The sequence below is a fragment of the Paenibacillus sp. LjRoot153 genome (assembly GCF_964253085.1).
GTDB lineage: Bacteria > Bacillota > Bacilli > Paenibacillales > NBRC-103111 > Paenibacillus_E.
This window is the reverse complement of sequence record NZ_CAXUQH020000001.1, coordinates 7,091,422-7,110,386: the sequence shown is the minus strand read 5'-3', so window position 1 is coordinate 7,110,386 and position 18,965 is coordinate 7,091,422. Positions and strand designations below refer to the sequence as shown.

The following is an 18,965-nucleotide window of genomic DNA, read 5'->3' as shown; positions in this document are numbered from 1 at the left end:
ACCTGATGTTATATGTCCACCTCATACCAAAGTGGGAGAACCTTATGCTTGTAAAAAATCGGATTACTACTCTCCAACTATATAGTATAGTGATCATTTCGATCGCTATAACGAATCATGTCCTGCTAATCCCTGTGCTGCTGCACTTCGGGAGGAGGGATTCCTGGTTTGGGGCCGCATTGGCCATCATACCCATGTTTTTTATGTCCTGTCTGATCTATTTCCTCGTGAGACGAACGAAACAGGGAGAGTTGATCGAATGGATCAGAATGAGGGTGGGAAAATGGGGGACGTATTTCGTTCAATTGATCTTCATATTGATCTGTTTTACGCATGCCATGGTTACCATCAAAGATGTAACCATGTGGACCCATATTACTTATCTTCCAAGAACTCCTGTATTTCTGATTATGTTGTTGTTTATCGTATTTTGCTTCTTTGCGGCAAGAGAAGGAATTAAAGCGATTGCGATTACATCGGGTATCTTGTTACCAGCTGTTGTTGTCCTAGGTTACTTTGTAATGGGGGCGAACTTTCAATATAAGGATTATACGCAGCTCACACCACTTTTTACACATGGGTATGGTCCGACTTTCATTTGTGTGTTTCTAACCTGTAGTGCTTCCTTCGAGATTTTGAGTATTCTCGTTTTGCAGCATCATGTTCGAACACGTATCCGATTACGAGGATTGATAATTCTGTCAACTTGTGTAATTGGGCTTACAATTGGTCCTTTAACGGGGGCGATCGCCATATTTGGTCCTTTCGAGGCGGCAGATTTACGGTTCCCAGCTTTTGAACAATGGCGAATGGTGACACTTGGGAAATATATTTCCCACTTGGACTTTCTATCTATTTTTCAATGGATTTCTGGTGCCAGCATGCGTACCTCGATATTGATGTTCATTAGTGTGGATATCATGAAAGTGCAGAAGAAATCGACCAGAACGCACATCCTCATTTGGATTAGCTTAGGTCTGCTAGGTCTATGCATGTACCCCATATCAGATAACCAAATGGTGCTGTGGCTGCAAAACTATTACTATACAGTCATGTTGGCAGTTGGCTTGGTATTGCTGTCGTTCCTGCTTGTAGTCGCGATGCTGCCTATACGGCGAAAGGAGAAGGATGCTTTGTGAATGAGCAAGATTTCCGTGAATGGTTTGCTCTTTCGGACGACATCATTATCAAAACATATCCAGTGACGTACGGGGAAATGACCGAGCGTGTTACGATGCTGTATTGCGAAGGCATGGTAAGGACCGACATGATCAATGGTCTCGTACTGCCTAAGATGCAGGCTTTTGTTGAAAGTGATTTTTATCGAAATGAAGACGCTATGGATGTAAGCTCGATGCTGAAACTGGTGCAGTTGACGGGTAATCAAATGATATCCGACATGAAATTAGCTGTTTATGCGGGACAACTGATCTTATTTTTTGAAAATACCCAAGCTATATATGCCATGGATATTGCCGCACCTCCGAATCGTTCACCAGAAGAATCTAGTACGGAAACTTCAATTAACGGACCACGCGATGGATTTACGGAAGATGTGATCACAAATATCGCCCTAATCCGCAAACGGTTGGCCACACCGAGCTTATGCTGTGAGAAGATACATTTGGGGCGAAAAAGCAACACAGTAGTTGCCTTATTATATCTAGGCGACGTCATCAACGAGTCGATTATCCAAGAGGCGAGAGACCGATTGCAAACGATTAATGTCGATGCGGTTATTAGCAGTGCGCAGCTCAATGATGCCTTATCAGGGCGATCTTTTTCTTTATTTCCGCTGTTAAATTATACGGGGAGACCAGACTTTGTGGCGGACAGCCTGCTTCGTGGACGATTTGCGGTCATCGTAGACGGCTCGCCGATGGCACTCATTGCGCCAGCTTCCTTGAGCTTTATTTTAGACTCTCCTGAAGATGTTCATAATCCCTTCTATTTCGTCGCATTTGAGCGAATACTGAGAGTGCTAGGTTTGCTGATCTCGGTATTATTACCTGGATTGTGGATTTCGGTTTCCAGTTTTAATTTGGACCAAATTCCGTATCAACTCGTGGCCACGATCTCCTCATCAAGGTTAGGATTGCCTTTATCCGGACCGATGGATTTTATCGTTATGCTGCTGTTATTTGAATTGTTCCGAGAAGCGGGTGCCAGATTGCCTAAAGTTGTTGGACAAACCGTCACAGTGGTTGGCGGTTTAATTGTTGGGGATGCGGCGATCCGCTCAGGGATTACTAGTCCTACAACGCTGGTTGTTACTTCCTTGTCCACAATCTCGATGTACACGCTGGTCAATCAATCCCTCGCTGGCACAATTACGGTATTACGTATCGTTATTCTATTGATTTCCACTGTGTTTGGTATCTACGGCTTCATGATCTCTCTCATGGGTCTTATTCTCTTCATGTCTACGCTCGAGTCGTTTGGAGTACCCTATCTATCTCCACTTTCGCCCCCCCAATTCGGGGAAATGATCGCCTCTTTATTGGCCAAGCCTTGGAAGAAGTTAAAACGACGACCGCATGCTCTCAGTCCGCAAGATGACACCAGACAAGGCGGGGAACCTTCATGAGGAAAACAGCTCTGTTGAAATTGGCTGCGGGCGTAGTCGTATTGATTAGCCAAACAGGCTGTTGGGATATGAAAACCATTCAAGATACGAATTACATGACGGCGATTGGTTTTGATTTTAAAGATGGGAAATACATTGTTTATGGACAAATGCTGGATTTCGCCAGCGTGGCGAAACAAGAAGGGGGGCAGTCCTCGCAACCGCCTTTGATTTGGGTAGGGAAAGAGGAAGGAACAACGGTAAGTGATGCGTTCAATAAGCTCTACCGTACTTCTCAGCAGCGCGTTTTTTGGGGGCATGTCGCTGCTTATTTGTTCACAAAGAGTGCACTAGATCAGGGCATTCGTAAATATACCGATGGAGCCGTTCGTTATAGTGAAACGCGGTTTACCCAATGGGTATATAGCACGGATGAGTCGATCGAGGCTGTTTTTTCCGTTATCCCGTTCTTTAATGTCTCACCGATGAGCTCTATTTTAATGCAACCGGTAGAAAATTATCGTCAACATTCGTTCATTCCTCCACATCGCTTGTTCTGGGTGGCTTCAAAATTGCGGGAGCCTGGGTATACCGTGATGTTGCCCACTTTAGACATCGAAAAAAAGACATGGGCAAAAAATGAAAAGCCAGATCCAAAACTAAAAGTGAGCGGCGCTTATATGTTAGACAAACAAAATAAATTAGAATGGTTATCTGATAAGCAATCTATTGGTGCTAGATGGTTAAATAAATATACGAGTCGTACTCCGATCGTTGTGTATAGAGAGGGAAAGGCAGTTCAAACTGTGAATATCAAACCGAAGTCTCATATCAAGGTACGAACGCAGGGAGGGCAAGCCATCTTCGATGTTGAGATTAAAGCACCCGTTGGCGTTGCTGAAATATTTGAAGAGATCAATGAGATGGAGTTGGAAAAATTAGTTTCCAATCAAATCAAGGAGGAGGTTGAGCAGACATTTAAGCTTGGTAAAAGCCTCAGCATTGACGTGTATTCTTTAGAGCATGTTTTGTATAGAGATGAGTTCAAAGTATGGGCGAAATTAACCAATTATGGTGAAAAACCGCTAAATGACTATGAGCTCGGTAACATTACGGTGAAAGTGAAGCTTCTCCACTCCGGTATGCTCAAAATGAAAGAAAAAACGAAACAATATTAGTTTACAAATAGGCTGCCTACTGACGGTTCGATGCTCAGGAGGCGGCTTTTTATTGTGGTATACCCCGCCCTCCGCTGCACGCCGTACGCCAACCCCGCCCGCCGACCTCGTACGCTCCAGCCCGCCCCAGTTGGGCAGTGTCAGTAAAATAACTGGAAAACATACAGCTAATAATGCTTAATTCCGTGGAAAAATGAAAAATAACTGGATTTTATGTTGTTAATTCCGGCTGATAATAGTAGTTCAGGGGATTCCGTAGAAATTAACTGTATATTTTCCATTTATTGTTGATTCGCATGCCAAAATCGCCAAAATAACGGGAGTTTTTCCAGTTATTTTTTTGAGGCCACTTTAGCAGCACAGACACCAACCAATCGCACCCCCCACCAACTATTCACTTAAGACACACCAACCAATCGCGCCCCCACCAACTATTTACTTAAGACACACCAACCAATCGCGCCCCCACCAACTATTTACTTAAGACACACCAACCAATCGCACCCCCACCAACTATTCACTTAAGACACATCGAACTACCGCACAACTACCTACTCTTTGCGCACTCACACATACGCTCCCACCCCCCAGTTTAGAAATATTTAAGAATTGTTTTAGGCCGTGTTAATAGGAGCTTTAGTGGCAATTAAGTCTTGAGGTCTAAGATAGTCAATATGGAAGCGCAGGGCGCAGCCAAATTAGAGAAAGCGTATGAATTACGCGGAGGCAGGACGAGATGAATAAGAAGTTAGCGATGTTAGGATTAGGCGTAGCGGTAGGCAGCATGATGCTAGTGACCTCAGTATATGCAGGTGTGGGAGAAGCTCCCGGATATGAAGCTTTCAAAACAGCAGTGAAGCAAACAGCGACGATCAAGAACGTCACGCGTCAAGTGAACGTGTCCCTACAGGACAATGGAGCTTCTTTGCTCCAAGTAAAATCAACGATTAAAACCGGCGGAACCGATCACGCTGGAAGCGCGGAAGTGAATGTACTTAATGGCACTAATGAGCAGCAAACCATTCAATTCTACAGCCAAGATGGCAAGCAGATTGTCAAAACAGCCGATTCTGACGTGTACAAAGTCATCGAAGGTGATGACGCGCCAGCGAAGTTCAAAGGACATAACAAAGGCAACCATACCGCAGACCCAGAAGTCATCAGCGAAGTGGAGAATGTGGTGGATGCCCTAGTCGGCAATTTGAAAAATTATGTCACGATGGACGACGCAGCTGGTAACGGTAAGGAAATTCATTTCAAGCTTTCCGGCAGCCAGATCTCACCGATTGTCAATACCGTGGGTTCACTTGTCATCAAACATGGTACGATGGCTAAAGATGAACCAATGCCAACGAAAGCGAACACACTGGGGATTGACCTCGCGACACTAAGGAACAGCCTCCCGCAGCTTTCTTCCGATATCTCTATGGATGAAGTGGAAGTAAATGCGAGTGTGGATAGCGATGATCACATTACGAGTCAGTCAGCGCAGATTCATTTGTCTGGAAAAGATGAGCAAGGCGCTGAGCATGATGTCGTGCTTCGCATTGATATGACACTGTCCAGCCTGAACTCGACAACGCCTGATACCGTTGATTTGAGCGGCAAGCAAGTAGAGAACGTGAAATTCGATGACATGTCCAATCACAAAAAATGGGGCGACAAGAACTAAGTTCTAATCACTAGCTCTTAGTTCCTTTTCACCACGCACCACATGACCCAAAGAGGAGCCGTCAACCTCGGTTGACCTCCTCATTCCCTTTTGAAAGGCGGAACGGCATGAAACACGTCGTTGAACTAGGCAATGTGACGAAAATATTCAGTAACCTCCGCGGCATCCATCAAGTCAATATGACGGTGCAGCGCGGCGATATATATGGCTTTTTTGGCCCGAACGGAGCGGGGAAAACAACCGTCATGAAGATCATGACAGGTTTATCTAAGGCGCAGCAGGGTCAGGTAAAGCTGTTTGGCTACGACGTGAAAACACAGTATGAGCAAGCGATGGCGAAGGTCGGCGTATTGATCGAAACGGCAGAAGCCTACACCTACATGAGCGGCAGAAGGAATCTGAAGTTAGCGGCGCGATTGTATCCCGAAGTGAGCAAGCAGCGAATAGACGAAGTGCTGGAGATCGTTGATTTAACCCCTTTTCAACATGAAAAGGTAGCGGGCTATTCACTAGGCATGAAGCAAAGGCTCGGACTAGCGGCAGCAATGCTAGCTAAGCCGGAACTCCTCATTCTCGATGAGCCGACGAACGGCCTTGATATTGAGGGCATGGTTCACATTCGTGAAATCATCCTGCGATTAGCAAGAGAAGAACGGATCACGTTCTTAATAGCCTCTCACCTCATCCACGAAATGGAGCTGATGTGCAATCGCATTGGCATCATCCATCAAGGAAAGCTCATCCGTGAGGGACTCGTTTCCGATTTGATCAAAGGCAGCCCAACTTTAGAAGCCGCTTACCTGCGAGAAATTCAAGAAGTTAGGGGGCTTGCCGCCAATGCCTAGCATTTTAACAGCTAACATCTGGAATGAAACGCTGAAACTAGCCTACAAAAAGAAAACCATCTTTTTCCTTGCGGTCACCTTGCTGCTGCCCATTCTAGCGGGAATTTTGCTATCAAGGTTCCAGAATGGTATCGGCATTGGCGCGATCGCCGCGAAGGATTTCCCCATCGTAATGTTGGGCTTATTCACGACGATTTTCCTGCCTTTGTTTGTGTTCATGGGGGCTGCTGATGTGTTCTCCGGTGAAATGGGGGACCGTACGATGAAAAACATCCTAACCCGGCCACTCTCCCGTTTCAAAGTATTTGCATCCAAACAACTAGCGCTTGCCATCTATATTGCTCTCTATTTAGTTGTAGCGCTCATCGCATCGATGCTCTCGGCTTTGCTGTTTCAACATTTCGGAGGCATAGGAACGTTTGCCACTTGGCTTCTAGCCTACGGCGCAGCTTTCGTCCCCCTGCTGGTGTTGAGTATCGCCGCGGTATGTCTGGCGCAATTTTTCTCGAGCAGCAGTTCGGCTCTGACAGTCAGCATCCTTCTATACTTGGCATTCAAAGTAGCGGCGTTCTTCCTCCCACAAATCGCAACTTACTCACCAACAGCCTACATGGATTGGCATATGCTTTGGGTTGGCGGTTCGATGGTGACGAGCAAGATCTTCTCGATCTTTATGTTTTTGATAGCGTGCAGTATACTATTTTTTACAGCAGGTTATTATTTGTTTGATAAAAAGGAGCTCTGAACCTCATGTCGATTCGCGTACGGCTAGTTCTGTCCTATATTGCCATGCTGCTTGTACCGCTTGTGCTCTTTGGGCTAGCCGTCATTCTCATCAGCATCGCCACTTTTGGGAGCCTGAAATCCGGCTTTGATGTCGACTTTTCGCATGGCAACCCCATTAAGCGCGTCGTTGATCAGGAAGCGGAAAATGTCGCTTATATAAAGGCCAAAATTGAAACCGATCCCGATGCCTTTCTACAGGAGGCGTTTGTAAAGGACTTGAACGAGCGGTTTCACAAAATCAACATGGGACTTATCATTCGAAAAGATCAAACCATTACGTATTTATCTTCCTATCTGAAGGATAGAGAAGCTGGGGACACCTCGCAGCTCCCGCTTTACGGTACTCCATCAGGGAAATTTCAGCGTAATCAAGGTTCCCTGTGGATAACTAGACAGCAGGATTTCTTATTTTCGGATAAGAGTAAAGGAACGGTATTCGTGTTTCTAGATGGCGGGCCTTTTCAGAAATATTTGCACCAATTCTCAAAAACGGTTTTCTTAACTTTTATATTCATCCTGATCGCTACCAATGGCGTGCTGACTTACTTCGTTTCACGCAGCATTATTCGACCTTTACGCGCTTTGAAACGGGCGGCTGAAGACATTAAAGAAGGCAACTTGGACTTCGAAATCGTTCCACATCGCAAAGATGAGCTTGGCGAGCTCAGCGTTGCTTTTGAAGAAATGCGCCGTAAACTCAAGAAATCCGTGGAGCTTCAACTCCAATATGAGGAGAATCGCAAAGAGCTTATTTCGAATATTTCCCATGATTTGAAAACACCAGTCACTGCGATCAAAGGCTATGTGGAAGGTATCATGGATGGTGTCTCCAATTCGCCGGATAAGCTGGATAAGTATATTCGAACCATTTATAACAAAGCGGCGGATATGGATCGGCTGATCGATGAGCTGTTTCTATTTTCCAAGCTGGATCTGGGCAAAGTTCCGTTTCAATTCGAAACCGTTGATCTAGGAAACTACGTGCAGGATTGTACGCAGGAATTGCAGTTTGATATGGAGAAAAAAGGGGTCCAGTTTACGCTGACCGAGCTGCCACAAGAGCCGATATTGGTTACAGCAGATCGTGATAAGCTTAGACGCGTACTTCTGAACATTATAGAAAATGCAGTCAAATACAGTGAAGAGGGTAACTGTCAGATCACGTTAAGCGTGATGACACAGGGCGATTTCGCGGTAATTCAGATCAAGGATAATGGCCAGGGCATCTCAGAGGAGGCGCTTCCGCATATATTCGACCGGTTCTATCGTGCAGATCCTTCGCGCAATACAGCAACAGGAGGCAGCGGGCTAGGATTGGCAATTGCGAAGCAAATCATTGAAGAGCATGGTGGGCGCATTGGCGCAACGAGCGTGCTGGGGCTGGGCACTACCGTGTTTATGGCCTTACCACGCCATCAAGGGAAGGGAAGCGAAGCATGAGTCGGATTTTAATCGTAGAAGATGAACAAAGCATTGCCGAGCTAGAACGTGATTATTTGGAAATTAACGGGTACGAGGTTGATATTGAAACTAGCGGCGAGCGAGGGCTGGAGCGGGCACTAACGATCGAATATGATCTGGTGATTCTTGATCTCATGCTTCCGATTATGGATGGCTTTGAGATTTGTCGGCGCATTCGAAGTGTGAAGGACATTCCAATCGTCATGGTTTCTGCTAAAAAGGAAGACATCGACAAGATCCGCGGTCTCGGCCTTGGAGCCGATGATTACATGATCAAGCCATTTAGCCCAAGTGAGCTAGTTGCTAGGGTGAAAGCCCATTTGGCTCGCTACGAACGGTTAATGGGTAAGCGCGAGTCGAAGAACGATGAAGTCCGCATTCGGGGTTTGATGATAGATAAAACGGCGCGACGCGTATTTGTGAATGATCGGGAGGTCATGTTCACCACCAAAGAATTCGATCTGCTGACTCATCTCGCAATGAATCCGAATCGGGTGTACAGCAAGGAACAATTGTTTGACTTGTTGTGGGGTATGGATGCCATGGGGGAGATAGCCACTGTGACTGTGCACATACGCAAGCTGCGAGAGAAAGTAGAGCAGGACCCATCGAATCCACAATATATTGAAACGATATGGGGAGCGGGCTATCGCTTCCGAATCTAACTTGCAAAGCTTGGGGGAGTTGCCTAACTCATCTCAGGCTTTTTGGTTGGTGGCATAAACATTTTCATATTTGACAAATGGTTATTTACTTCGTTACTTTGTTAAGATATTGTAAAGGTTACTTAACAAGAGGAGTCAACGATGATGGAATTTACTGTAGATCTACATATTTTAATGAAGCTTGGGATTTCAGCAATATTTGGATTAATTATTGGATTGGAACGGGAAATTAGAAATAAACCGCTTGGACTTAAAACTTCATTGGTCATTTGCCTGAGCAGCTGTTTATTGACCATCGTGTCGATCGAATCTGCTAATAAATATGCAGTAGCTGGATTACATGTCATGGACCCCATGAGGCTAGCGGCGCAAGTGGTGAGCGGGATCGGTTTTCTCGGAGCAGGTGTTATTCTTCGCAAGCACAATGATGTCATTATCGGTCTGACAACGGCTGCTATGATTTGGGGAGCTGCAGGACTTGGGATTGCAGTTGGGGCGGGATTCTACGTTGAAGCTTTTTTCGGACTAACGCTCATTCTCATCAGCGTAATCGTGTTACCTTATTTTATTAAGAAAATGGGTCCAAGACCTCTGATGATGAAAGATCTTCGTGTGCGTCTGATCGTTTCTCATGAGGGGAATTTAACAACGATTATTAAAACGATTATTGCCAAAGGGTACAAAATGAAAAGTGTTCATATCAAAGAGTTGAACCAAGAACTGCAGGAGCTTAACTTCATCGTGTATGTCGATCGGAAATATGCTTCTGAAGTGTACGATGAGATGAAGAGCATGGCGTACATCGAGATCGCTGAAGTTGAAACGTTGTAAGAAAGGGACCGGATCGTGGCCGCAGGGGCTGCTTTCCGGTCTTTCATTTTGGAGAAGTGTAGATGCTTAGGCTAGTGCTGCTGCAAATTTAAGACCTAGTTCATGGCACAATTGTTTCTCATCCTTGGACGGATTAAGTTCCACTTTGAAGCCATCAAATACTTTTTCCCCGCCAATTTCAGCTAGCTTTTCTTCGAGTGTATCAACCGCTTTGCCAAAATACGTGTAAGAGGAATCAGCAGAGCCGAATACGCCGAACTTGCGTCCTTGCAGATTAACGTCATCCATCTCCTCGTAGAAATCTTCGTACTCATCCGGTAAATCACCATCTCCCCACGTATAAGCTCCGAGTAGAACACCTTCATATTGCTCGAGCTCACTCGCGTTCGTATCCATGACGTTTTTGAGAACAGGCTCGATCCCTGCCTCTTGAATGCCGGCTGCAATCGCTTCGGCGAGTTCTTCCGTATTTCCAGACATGCTTGCGTATACGATGATAATTTTGGACATGGTGGGCCTCCTATAGGTTTAATAAATTTTGGAATCAGGATCAAGGGAATAACGGCAAAGCTACGGTAGTTCAGAAAGTGGTGCTAGTAGCAGAACGGTAGATGTTAAATAGCCAATTGTGCAGCAACCGATAGTCCAACAGGCGACCCATTAACTTCCATCATATTAGTTGATAATGATTATCATTGTCAATATAAAATTTTAAAGGGATCGTACTGTGAACCGATACGACTAAGCAAGTGTTCATGCTACAATAGGGATATGAAGGGGGCTGCGCCATGGAGAATGTTCTACAGCATTTGAAAAACCTTGGCTTCACAGATCTGGAAGCCAAGTGTCTGCACGTGCTTGCCGTGAACGGCACGCAAACTGGCTACGAAATTGCCAAGGGGCTTGGCGTATCGCGCTCGAACGTGTACGCAGCTTTACAAAAGCTCGCGGAAAAAGGCGCAGTGCTCACGAGTCATGGTGAGCCCACTGTATATCAAAGCGTACCGATTGAAGAAATCGGCGAGCGAATGGAAGCGGAGCTGCAGGCATCCATCCGCTATGTGAAAGAGCATCTGCCCAAGCAAGAAACGCATATGGCTGAGTATTTCAGCTTGGAGGGTGAAATCAAAGTTATCGAACGTATCCGCTCGGAGCTGAGGAAAGCGAAGGAGGAGGCGTTCTGTGATCTGTCTTCGGAAGAAGCAAGACTGCTAAAGGACGATATTCGCGAGGTGTCAGCGCAAGGCGTGCGTGTCATCGTCATGCCGACACGCGATGCGGGAGTCGGTTTCTACCCTTTTGCACGTAAACGGAGCGAGGGTCTGAAGGGTCAGCAGGGACGTAAGTTCACGATACTTATTGATCGTAAACTAGCGATTATTGGCACGCGTGGCGTTGAAGATCCAACGGTGGCGATGATAACCGAGCATCCTGCGATGGTGGAGCTGCTGTATAATCATTTTTGCAGCAGTGTCGTGTTGCAGGAGCTTCAGCAGGATATGGGTACGAAGCTTGAGGATAAATACGGTAAAAATTTCAAAAAAATCATACAGAAACAGATAGATGGGAAAGTGCCTGAACCGAAGAAAACGGATGAGGGCAAAGTGGTTGTGCTTAAGCTCCACGCAGGCAATGAGATCGCCGGAGAACTTGGAAGTCTCGATGAGATCAAGGATGGCGATGAGAAGACTGATGCAGGCAGGATGCTAGAGAACTCTGGCGATGACAGGCTTGATGAGAAGCCTGAAGTAGGAAAGTCTGAACCAGGAAAGTCTGGAAATGGGAAGAGGAAGAAGAAGAAATGATGCAGTTTGAGGGTAGAGAAGATGGAGAGAGAGTAGTAGATCAAGAGCGAGTGGTAGATCAGGAGAGAGTAGCAGAGCAAGGGAGAGTGGTAGATCAAGAGCGGATCCTACTCGCGGCGGAAGCGCTCGTGAAGGAGAAGCTGGAGCGCGATAGCAGCGGCCACGATTGGTGGCATATTTATCGCGTGGTGCAGACGACCAAGCGCATTGCCGCCCAGGAGGGCGCTGACCGCTTCGTCTGCGAGCTTGCGGCGTTGCTTCACGACGTCGTCGACGAGAAGCTCAACGCCGATCCAGCTGCGGCTCAGCGCGAGCTGGAGGCCTGGCTCGCTGCCAGCGGCACGCCGGCAGCGCAGGTAGAGCACGTGCTAGAGATCATCAGCACGATGTCGTTCAAGGGCGGCGCGCGGCCGCCAATGCGCACGCTTGAAGGCCAGGTCGTGCAGGATGCCGACCGGTTGGATGCTATTGGCGCGGTGGGCATCTCGCGCGTGTTTGCCTATTCGGGCTGGAAAGGCCGCCCGATTCATGATCCTACCGTCATCGCGCGCGAGCACATGACGGAGGCGGAGTATCGCGGGGGCAACGACACCGCGATTAATCACTTTTACGAGAAGCTCCTCAAGCTGAAGGAGCTAATGAATACGGCCTACGCGAGGCATCTCGCGGAGGAGCGGCATCGCTTCATGGAACTCTATCTGCAGCAGTTTTATGCGGAGTGGGAAGGCGAGCGATAAGAACTTTCGGGAGAGCCAGTGGTGGGCTCTCTTTTTTGTGGTTTCTTTATATGGCGTACAGAATGCAGTTGCATTCGTCATTCTTCTGCTGTCATTTGTCATCCTGTCACTCGTTACCCGTCACCCCACCACTCATCACCCGTCACCCGTCACCTCAGTCACCCCACCATTCATCACTCGTCACCTATCACCTGTCACCCCACCACTCATCACCCGTCACCCATCACCTCAGTCACCATATTGGCGATTAAATGGATTTTCTCCAGTTATTTCAGCAGTATTCTCCCATCTACAACAAATAACTGGATTTCCTCCAGTTATTCGAAGCCAATTCGAAGGAAATGAAGAAATCTAGCGAAATTACCTACATATTTTCCAGTTAAATTCCAAATAGAGCGAAAAAGCACATAATTACCTACATAAAATCCAGTTATTTCGTGCGTAGAAGTGTGGGGTGTCAGATCAACCACTGGATCTCCATCTAGACAGCGGACTTATCCGCTAGCAAGAAGGTAATATGAACTTGTTTGAAACAAATGTGAGTCACTGAGACGGATAGACGCACATTTTGCAATTAGCTTCAGCGATAGAGGGAAGTAGCGGATGTCTCGGATATTGCTGTTGTCACTATTGTCACTATTGTCTCTGTCGTCTCTGTTGTCTCTGTCTGTCCCTGTCTTTCTCTGTCCCACTATTGTTTTCCGACCTAATTTGCTACACACAAAGCGCAACATTACGTCACCGATGCATATTTTCCCCAACAAACAAGTGGCCGTCTGCACCCGATTTCCTCCCCCTCCAACCCGCTACCACCTTTCTTTCCAATTTGTGATAAAATAGAAAGAATGATTCATCAACCTCACGCGGAAAGAGATGTTACAACAATGAAAAAAGAAGCAAAGTATATAGCAACCGTTTCACTTGGCGTCATGGGCGCGGGCTTCCTGGCTACGCTGCCCTCAGCAGTTTCCTCTACAGTATGGGGCACGTTCCTGCAAGGTGGGTTCGAAGCAGGGGTTGTCGGCGGTTTGGCCGACTGGTTCGCAGTCAGTGCCTTGTTCCGTCATCCCCTTGGCATTCCCATCCCGCACACGGCGCTGCTGCCGAATAATAGGGAGAAGATCACGAAGGCACTCGTCTCCACCGTGCAGAATGAGCTGCTCTCCAAAGAAACGATTCGTGCCCGCTTGCAGCAAATCCGTTTCTTGGAGCGCGGTCTAGAGCTGGCAGACAAGCAGTTGGACAATGCATCCCTGCACAAAGGGCTCACTGTGCTAGCCAAGCAAGCCCTACAAGCAATTGATCTAGAGAAATTAACCCCTCTCTTAGCAGAGGAAATACATAAAGCGCTCCAAGACGTTGACACAAGCCGACTCATACGCACCTTCGTGGACAGCATTGAAGATGGCGGATACGACGGCAAAACATTCGATTTTGTCCTAGACAAAGTGGCAGCCTGGGCGATCAAAGCGGACACGCGGGATCAGCTGGGGGCTATGGCGATCAAAGCGTTTGAAGGCTTGCAGTCGAATGGCTTCATGGCTTTTGCCGTGAATGCGTTTATCGGTATGGTGAACGAGGAGAAAATTGGCGGTATTATCCAGAATTTCGTACTCAGTTACATCGAACAAATGCGTACGAAAAACCATCCGCGCCGGGAATCAGTGCTCTCGTTTATCCGTAGCGAACTTCACAAGTTAGAGCGTAATCCACAGCTGCTAGCTGAACTAGAGAAACTAAAAACGAAGCTTCCAGAACTATTCGATCTCGATGAGAAGTTAGCGCATTTACTAACTAAATTAAAAGAAAAAGCTGAAGCCTTCATCGATGAGCCCGACTTTGTTCCTCAGCATGTGGTGCCCATTATACGCAAAATGCTTACATCCATACGCGAAAACCCCGAGATGCTGCACAAGGGTGAAGATTGGATTCAAGAGCAGATCGCTTCCTATGTGGAACAAAATCACAGTAAAATCGGCCAACTGGTGAAAGAGAATCTAGACAAACTCGACAACGAGAAGTTGACGGTGCTCATGGAAGAGAAGATCGGCAGCGATCTGCAATGGATTCGAGTGAATGGTGCCATTTGTGGATTCATCATCGGTTTAGGCTTGGCAGGCTTGAAAATGTTATTCTAATGCGACAACGTAGGGGATGAGAGAGCTTGATCGAGATTAAGGGAGTCAGCAAGACGTTCGTTCAGCGCATCGGCGGTAGCTATAAGGCGTTGGATGACATCACATTGACGATAAAAAAAGGGGAGTTCGTATCGCTGCTAGGTCCTTCAGGCTGTGGGAAATCGACGGTTCTTAACCTTGTAGCGGGTTTTGATACACAATCTGAAGGCGTCATTCAGGTTAATGGGAAAAAGGTAACAGGCGCTGGTGCGGATCGCGTCGTTGTTTTTCAAGAGCATGGTCTGTTCCCATGGCTGACGGTTCTAGACAATGTCGCCTTCGGCCTCAAGCAGAAGGGAATCGCGAAGAAAGAACGACACGAGATGGCGATGGAGCAGATCAAATCTGTGCATCTAAGCCGCTTCGCGGATCGCTATCCGCATGAGCTTTCAGGCGGGATGAAGCAGCGGGCAGCGATTGCAAGAGCGCTCGCGATGGATCCGGAAATTTTGTTGATGGACGAGCCTTTCGCGGCATTAGACGAGCAAACACGCCTTATTTTGCATAAAGAATTGGAAGAAATTTGGATGCGTACGCGCAAAACGATTCTCTTCATTACCCACAACATTCGCGAAGCGGTCATCCTGTCGGATCGGGTTCTGGTGATGTCTACACGTCCCGGCACGATCAAGAAGGAGTTCGCTGTCAAAGCAGCGAGACCTCGCGATAGCAGCGATTCCGTGCTCCATCATATGGAGGCGTTGATTATGGACGCACTGGCGGATGAGCTGGAGAAAGTTGTGAGAGAGGAGACTGGCGATGAGTACAGCATTAAGAAGAACGATTTTTCTGGTACTGCTTCTGATAGCTTGGGAGGCGGGATATAGGATTTTCGACTGGGGATGGAAATTTCCTTCAGTTTCCCAGACTTTGCAAGCTTTCTATGACGGCATCGTGCATGGGGAACTGCTGCAAGCTGCTGGAGCGAGTATGCTGCGGCTGCTCATTTCCTTTGCTTTGTCGCTCGCGATAGGGACGACGTTAGGCTTTTTATTTGCTAGATATCGTTTGCTCGATGATACGTTAGGTTTCCTAGTCGTTTCTTTGCAGACAATTCCGAGTATTGCTTGGTTGCCTTTTGCTATTATTTGGTTCGGATTGAACGAAACCTCCGTTATTTTCATCACCACTCTCGGGGCAACTTGGACGATGGCTTTGGCAAGCCGTACAGGGATCAAGAATATCCCGCCGATTTACTTGCGCGCCGCTCAGACGATGGGGACGGGGAATGGCTTCAACCTGTTTCTCCAGGTGATGATTCCGGCTGCTTTCCCTCATCTGATCAACGGGGTACGTACAGCATGGGCATTCGCTTGGCGGGCACTTGTTGCGGGTGAGCTGATTGCGAAAGGCGCGGGGTTAGGTCAGCTTTTGCAGGATGGACGGAATCTCGGTGACACCTCGCTCATGCTCTGTATCGTCATTATTATCGCTGTGCTAGGCACGGTTTCAGACCATTTCTGCTTCAAAAAACTAGAAGATAAAGTGCTAGAGCGCTACGGCCTCGCTGGCTCCAAGTCGTAGGGGAGTGGGCGTGATGACAAGGCGCATTAAAGTACTTCTGCTGTTACTCTTCGCTATGACACTCTTGAGCGCCTGCGAGGAAAAGCTGACAGCAACCGGCAAGCCACAAGTCGTTCGAGTCGGTGTGTTCAAAAATGTGACCCACGCCGCTGCCTACATCGCGCTGGAAAAAGGCTACTTTGCCCGCGAATGGGGCGACGAAGTGAAGATCGAAGTGACGCCCTTCGATAACGGTTCCGATCTATCGATTGCGATGGCGACGGGTGACATCGATGTAGGATTCGTAGGTCCAGGACCTGCGACCACCTTTTTTCTGAAAAGCGGCAATTTTCGCGTAGTCTCCGGATCCAACAACGGCGGTGCCGTGCTGGTAGCGAGATCGGACGCAGGCATCCAGTCGACCGCAGACTTGCGAGATAAAACCATCGCAATCCCAGCCAAAGGGAATACGAATGAAATTTCACTGCGTTTGCTGCTTCAGCAAGCAGGCATTTCGCTAGGCAGAGGCAAGGATAACGCACATCTCATCGTCCGTTCACCAGCGGATACCCTGATCTCTTTCCGTCAAAAAGAAATCGATGCCGCCTTAGTCCCAGAACCATGGGGAACTCAGATTGAGAAGGCCGGGCTCGGTAAAGTCGTTGCCGATTGGCAGGCTATTCCGCCCAACAACGGCGACTATCCAACTGTTATTATGGTTGCGAGTGACGCGTTTATCGCCAAGCATCGTGACATCGTGAAGGGTGCGATCAAGGCTAATCTGGACGGCATTGCGTTCATTCAAAGCAGCCCTGACCAAGCCTACGATCTGATTAACAATCAGTTGAAACAATACAGCGGGAAGGGCATGGACAAAAGCTTGATTAAAGCCTCGCTGAGCCGCCTCAAGCTGACAACTGACGTCGATGTCAAAGTGATGGAAGAGATGGTGAAAGTATCCATCGGCGCTAGATACATCAAAGGCATTAAGCCAGAGGCGCTGGATCTTAGCCGATTTGTGGACCTCTCCATGTTGGCCGAAGTGAAAGCTGGGAAATAAGAGCAGGGAAATGAGAAGAGCTCGTCGCACCCGCCGTATGCGGATGAAGACGAGCTCTTTGTATATAATGCTGCTCTAATTTCCACCAGAAGCAGCTTGTTGCTCATTTTTTTGCTGCTTATGCGCCTTGGCATCGATCACCTTGGCGCCTCCGATTTTCTCATTTTGCACCGCAGCCGCATTCATCGCACTACTTCCCTGGAAGATGCCGCCCTCCTCAATAATGACGGACCGCACATCAATATTTCCAATCAAGACGCCAGAGCTTGTCACAATCAACTTGCCCTTCGTATAAACATTACCTTTTACTTTACCGGCCACAATGACATCACGCGCATGGATATTGGATTGTACGACAGCGTTCTCACCAATCGTGATGTCACCGGCACATTCAATGTCACCGTTCATTTGACCCTCAATGCGAAGGCTGGCTTCGGACATGATTTTGCCTTCACAGATCGTACTGGCTCCAATCAGGGTGTCTGTTGTTTTTGTATCGATTCGTTTCAATTTCGAGCTTCCAATCATTTGCGTTCATCCTTTCGATCTGAAATGAGATAAGGTTTAGGGTCAATCTGGATACCGTTTTTATGAACTTCATAATGAAGATGGGAGCCCGTGCTGCGTCCAGTAGAACCAACGAGACCGATATGCTGACCTTTTGTTACAGATTCTCCGCGTTTTACCAATATTTTATTCAAATGCATATACTCCGTCTCAATACCTCTGCCGTGATCAACGATGATATAGTTGCCAAGCTCGCCATCAAAGCCCACTGCAATGACTTTACCTGCGGCAGTTACATAGACTGGATCATTGTATTCACCATCAATATCATACCCAGTATGCATAGAGGGCCTTGAAGTGAAAGGATCTATGCGGATACCGAATCCAGAAGTAATACTGTGTGAGGCGATAGGCCAAAGCGTAGGCGTAATACTGCGTAAGTGCTCAGCTTCTTTAATTTTGGCTTCAGACTGACTCAAATGTTCGAGCAGTGCATGAATATCGCCGACTAATGAAAAAAGCCCTTGCTTCGTATTGCTCACGAGGGATGATATGTCTTGTGTAGTTACCGGGAGATCGCTGCCGCCAACATCAAGGTTAGATCCATGTACAGGCGTACCACTGGAGGGACTCGAAGTGCTTGCTACTTTTTTGCTTGTCCCGTTCACAGTTTCTGGTTGACTCATAAGTTCTAAGACATGATCTAATTTCTTAATTTCTTCAAGCTTTACCTTAAATTCATCGGCCTGCTGAGCGAGGTCAATCAAATCGATTTGCAGCTGCTCAAGCTCACTCGTTTTATGTGTAATTTGATCAACTAACTGACGTTCTTGTCCATCGAAAGCTTGCTGCATGTTGTTTTGAGTTTGATGAGATTGGGTATTCATGATATAAATCGTCAAGAAAAACCCGATCAGCACAAGTAGGATCACACTAGGCACAATATACAAAGAGCTGTGTGGAAGCTTGAATCTTACCGTACGGCGGTTGGCACCCGGAATGATCATGAAGGTGAGTTCCTTTTTGCCCCAAATGAATTTCAACAGATCCTCCTCCCTTTCCGTAACCTAACAATGTCCCCCTTCTTGTTTACGATTGTATTCCTCTGTGGGGTGAGTCATGCCTAATTTCTCGGAAATGGGGGAAGATGGTAAGGATGTAGTTCAACTTTT

Annotated in this window: 18 protein-coding genes; 15 read left to right on the top strand and 3 right to left on the bottom strand. The window is 47.2% G+C overall.

Features of this window, described 5'->3' with window-relative positions:
- The first annotated feature begins 44 nt into the window (after nucleotides 1–44).
- From ACSQ8P_RS30750 to ACSQ8P_RS30710, 9 genes are all read left to right on the top strand, one after another.
- A complete protein-coding gene (locus ACSQ8P_RS30750; protein WP_436238660.1) occupies nucleotides 45–1,139 on the top strand; it encodes a GerAB/ArcD/ProY family transporter in 1,095 nt (364 codons plus the stop codon).
- Nucleotides 1,136–2,587, top strand: a complete 1,452-nt coding sequence (locus ACSQ8P_RS30745; RefSeq protein WP_436238659.1) for a spore germination protein — start codon at nucleotides 1,136–1,138, stop codon at nucleotides 2,585–2,587. The genes ACSQ8P_RS30750 and ACSQ8P_RS30745 overlap by 4 nt, the downstream gene beginning before the upstream one ends.
- On the top strand, nucleotides 2,584–3,744 hold the full coding sequence (locus tag ACSQ8P_RS30740; protein ID WP_436238658.1) for a Ger(x)C family spore germination protein: 1,161 nt from the start codon (nucleotides 2,584–2,586) through the stop codon (nucleotides 3,742–3,744). The genes ACSQ8P_RS30745 and ACSQ8P_RS30740 overlap by 4 nt, the downstream gene beginning before the upstream one ends.
- Nucleotides 3,745–4,480: 736 nt before the next feature.
- Nucleotides 4,481–5,416: a hypothetical protein gene (locus ACSQ8P_RS30735; RefSeq protein ID WP_436238657.1), complete on the top strand. Its 936-nt coding sequence runs from the start codon at nucleotides 4,481–4,483 to the stop codon at nucleotides 5,414–5,416.
- A 107-nt stretch (nucleotides 5,417–5,523) separates the two neighbouring features.
- On the top strand, nucleotides 5,524–6,261 hold the full coding sequence (locus tag ACSQ8P_RS30730; protein WP_436238656.1) for an ABC transporter ATP-binding protein: 738 nt from the start codon (nucleotides 5,524–5,526) through the stop codon (nucleotides 6,259–6,261).
- The gene (locus tag ACSQ8P_RS30725; protein ID WP_436238655.1) at nucleotides 6,254–7,006 is read left to right on the top strand and encodes an ABC transporter permease; all 753 of its coding nucleotides are present in this window, start codon (nucleotides 6,254–6,256) and stop codon (nucleotides 7,004–7,006) included. Before ACSQ8P_RS30730 ends, ACSQ8P_RS30725 begins: the two co-directional genes overlap by 8 nt.
- 5 nt (nucleotides 7,007–7,011) lie before the next feature.
- Nucleotides 7,012–8,487 carry an ATP-binding protein gene (locus ACSQ8P_RS30720; protein WP_436238654.1) on the top strand — a complete coding sequence of 492 codons (1,476 nt, stop codon included), beginning with the start codon at nucleotides 7,012–7,014 and terminating at the stop codon, nucleotides 8,485–8,487.
- Complete coding sequence (locus tag ACSQ8P_RS30715) at nucleotides 8,484–9,173, top strand: response regulator transcription factor (RefSeq protein WP_436238653.1); 690 nt, start codon at nucleotides 8,484–8,486, stop codon at nucleotides 9,171–9,173. The genes ACSQ8P_RS30720 and ACSQ8P_RS30715 overlap by 4 nt, the downstream gene beginning before the upstream one ends.
- A 144-nt stretch (nucleotides 9,174–9,317) precedes the next feature.
- Entirely contained in the window at nucleotides 9,318–10,004 is a 687-nt protein-coding gene (locus ACSQ8P_RS30710) for an MgtC/SapB family protein (protein WP_436239649.1), read from the top strand.
- 66 nt (nucleotides 10,005–10,070) lie between these two features.
- On the opposite strand, the gene ACSQ8P_RS30705 is transcribed toward ACSQ8P_RS30710, so the two are convergent.
- On the bottom strand, nucleotides 10,071–10,514 hold the full coding sequence (locus ACSQ8P_RS30705) for a flavodoxin (RefSeq protein ID WP_436238652.1): 444 nt from the start codon (nucleotides 10,512–10,514) through the stop codon (nucleotides 10,071–10,073).
- A 278-nt stretch (nucleotides 10,515–10,792) separates the two neighbouring features.
- Between ACSQ8P_RS30705 and ACSQ8P_RS30700 the strand changes: the two genes are divergently transcribed.
- The 6 genes from ACSQ8P_RS30700 to ACSQ8P_RS30675 all read left to right on the top strand — a co-directional run bounded on the left by ACSQ8P_RS30700 (nucleotide 10,793) and on the right by ACSQ8P_RS30675 (nucleotide 17,286).
- Entirely contained in the window at nucleotides 10,793–11,809 is a 1,017-nt protein-coding gene (locus tag ACSQ8P_RS30700) for a TrmB family transcriptional regulator (protein ID WP_436238651.1), read from the top strand.
- Nucleotides 11,810–11,937: 128 nt separating this feature from the next.
- Nucleotides 11,938–12,546, top strand: a complete 609-nt coding sequence (locus ACSQ8P_RS30695; protein WP_436238650.1) for an HD domain-containing protein — start codon at nucleotides 11,938–11,940, stop codon at nucleotides 12,544–12,546.
- Nucleotides 12,547–13,430: 884 nt separating this feature from the next.
- Entirely contained in the window at nucleotides 13,431–14,684 is a 1,254-nt protein-coding gene (locus ACSQ8P_RS30690; RefSeq protein ID WP_436238649.1) for a DUF445 domain-containing protein, read from the top strand.
- A 26-nt stretch (nucleotides 14,685–14,710) separates the two neighbouring features.
- Nucleotides 14,711–15,550 (top strand): ABC transporter ATP-binding protein, encoded by an 840-nt coding sequence (locus ACSQ8P_RS30685; RefSeq protein WP_436238648.1) that lies wholly within the window; start codon nucleotides 14,711–14,713, stop codon nucleotides 15,548–15,550.
- Complete coding sequence (locus ACSQ8P_RS30680) at nucleotides 15,483–16,247, top strand: ABC transporter permease (protein WP_436238647.1); 765 nt, start codon at nucleotides 15,483–15,485, stop codon at nucleotides 16,245–16,247. Before ACSQ8P_RS30685 ends, ACSQ8P_RS30680 begins: the two co-directional genes overlap by 68 nt.
- A gap of 13 nt (nucleotides 16,248–16,260) precedes the next feature.
- The gene (locus ACSQ8P_RS30675; RefSeq protein WP_436238646.1) at nucleotides 16,261–17,286 is read left to right on the top strand and encodes an ABC transporter substrate-binding protein; all 1,026 of its coding nucleotides are present in this window, start codon (nucleotides 16,261–16,263) and stop codon (nucleotides 17,284–17,286) included.
- Between the two features lie 75 nt (nucleotides 17,287–17,361).
- Here ACSQ8P_RS30675 and ACSQ8P_RS30670 read toward each other — a convergent pair whose 3' ends face one another.
- Both ACSQ8P_RS30670 and ACSQ8P_RS30665 read right to left on the bottom strand, forming a co-directional pair.
- Nucleotides 17,362–17,814, bottom strand: coding sequence for a bactofilin family protein (locus tag ACSQ8P_RS30670; protein ID WP_436238645.1), 453 nt, complete (start codon nucleotides 17,812–17,814; stop codon nucleotides 17,362–17,364).
- Entirely contained in the window at nucleotides 17,811–18,836 is a 1,026-nt protein-coding gene (locus ACSQ8P_RS30665) for a M23 family metallopeptidase (RefSeq protein ID WP_436238644.1), read from the bottom strand. The genes ACSQ8P_RS30670 and ACSQ8P_RS30665 overlap by 4 nt, the downstream gene beginning before the upstream one ends.
- Between the last annotated feature and the right edge of the window lie 129 nt (nucleotides 18,837–18,965).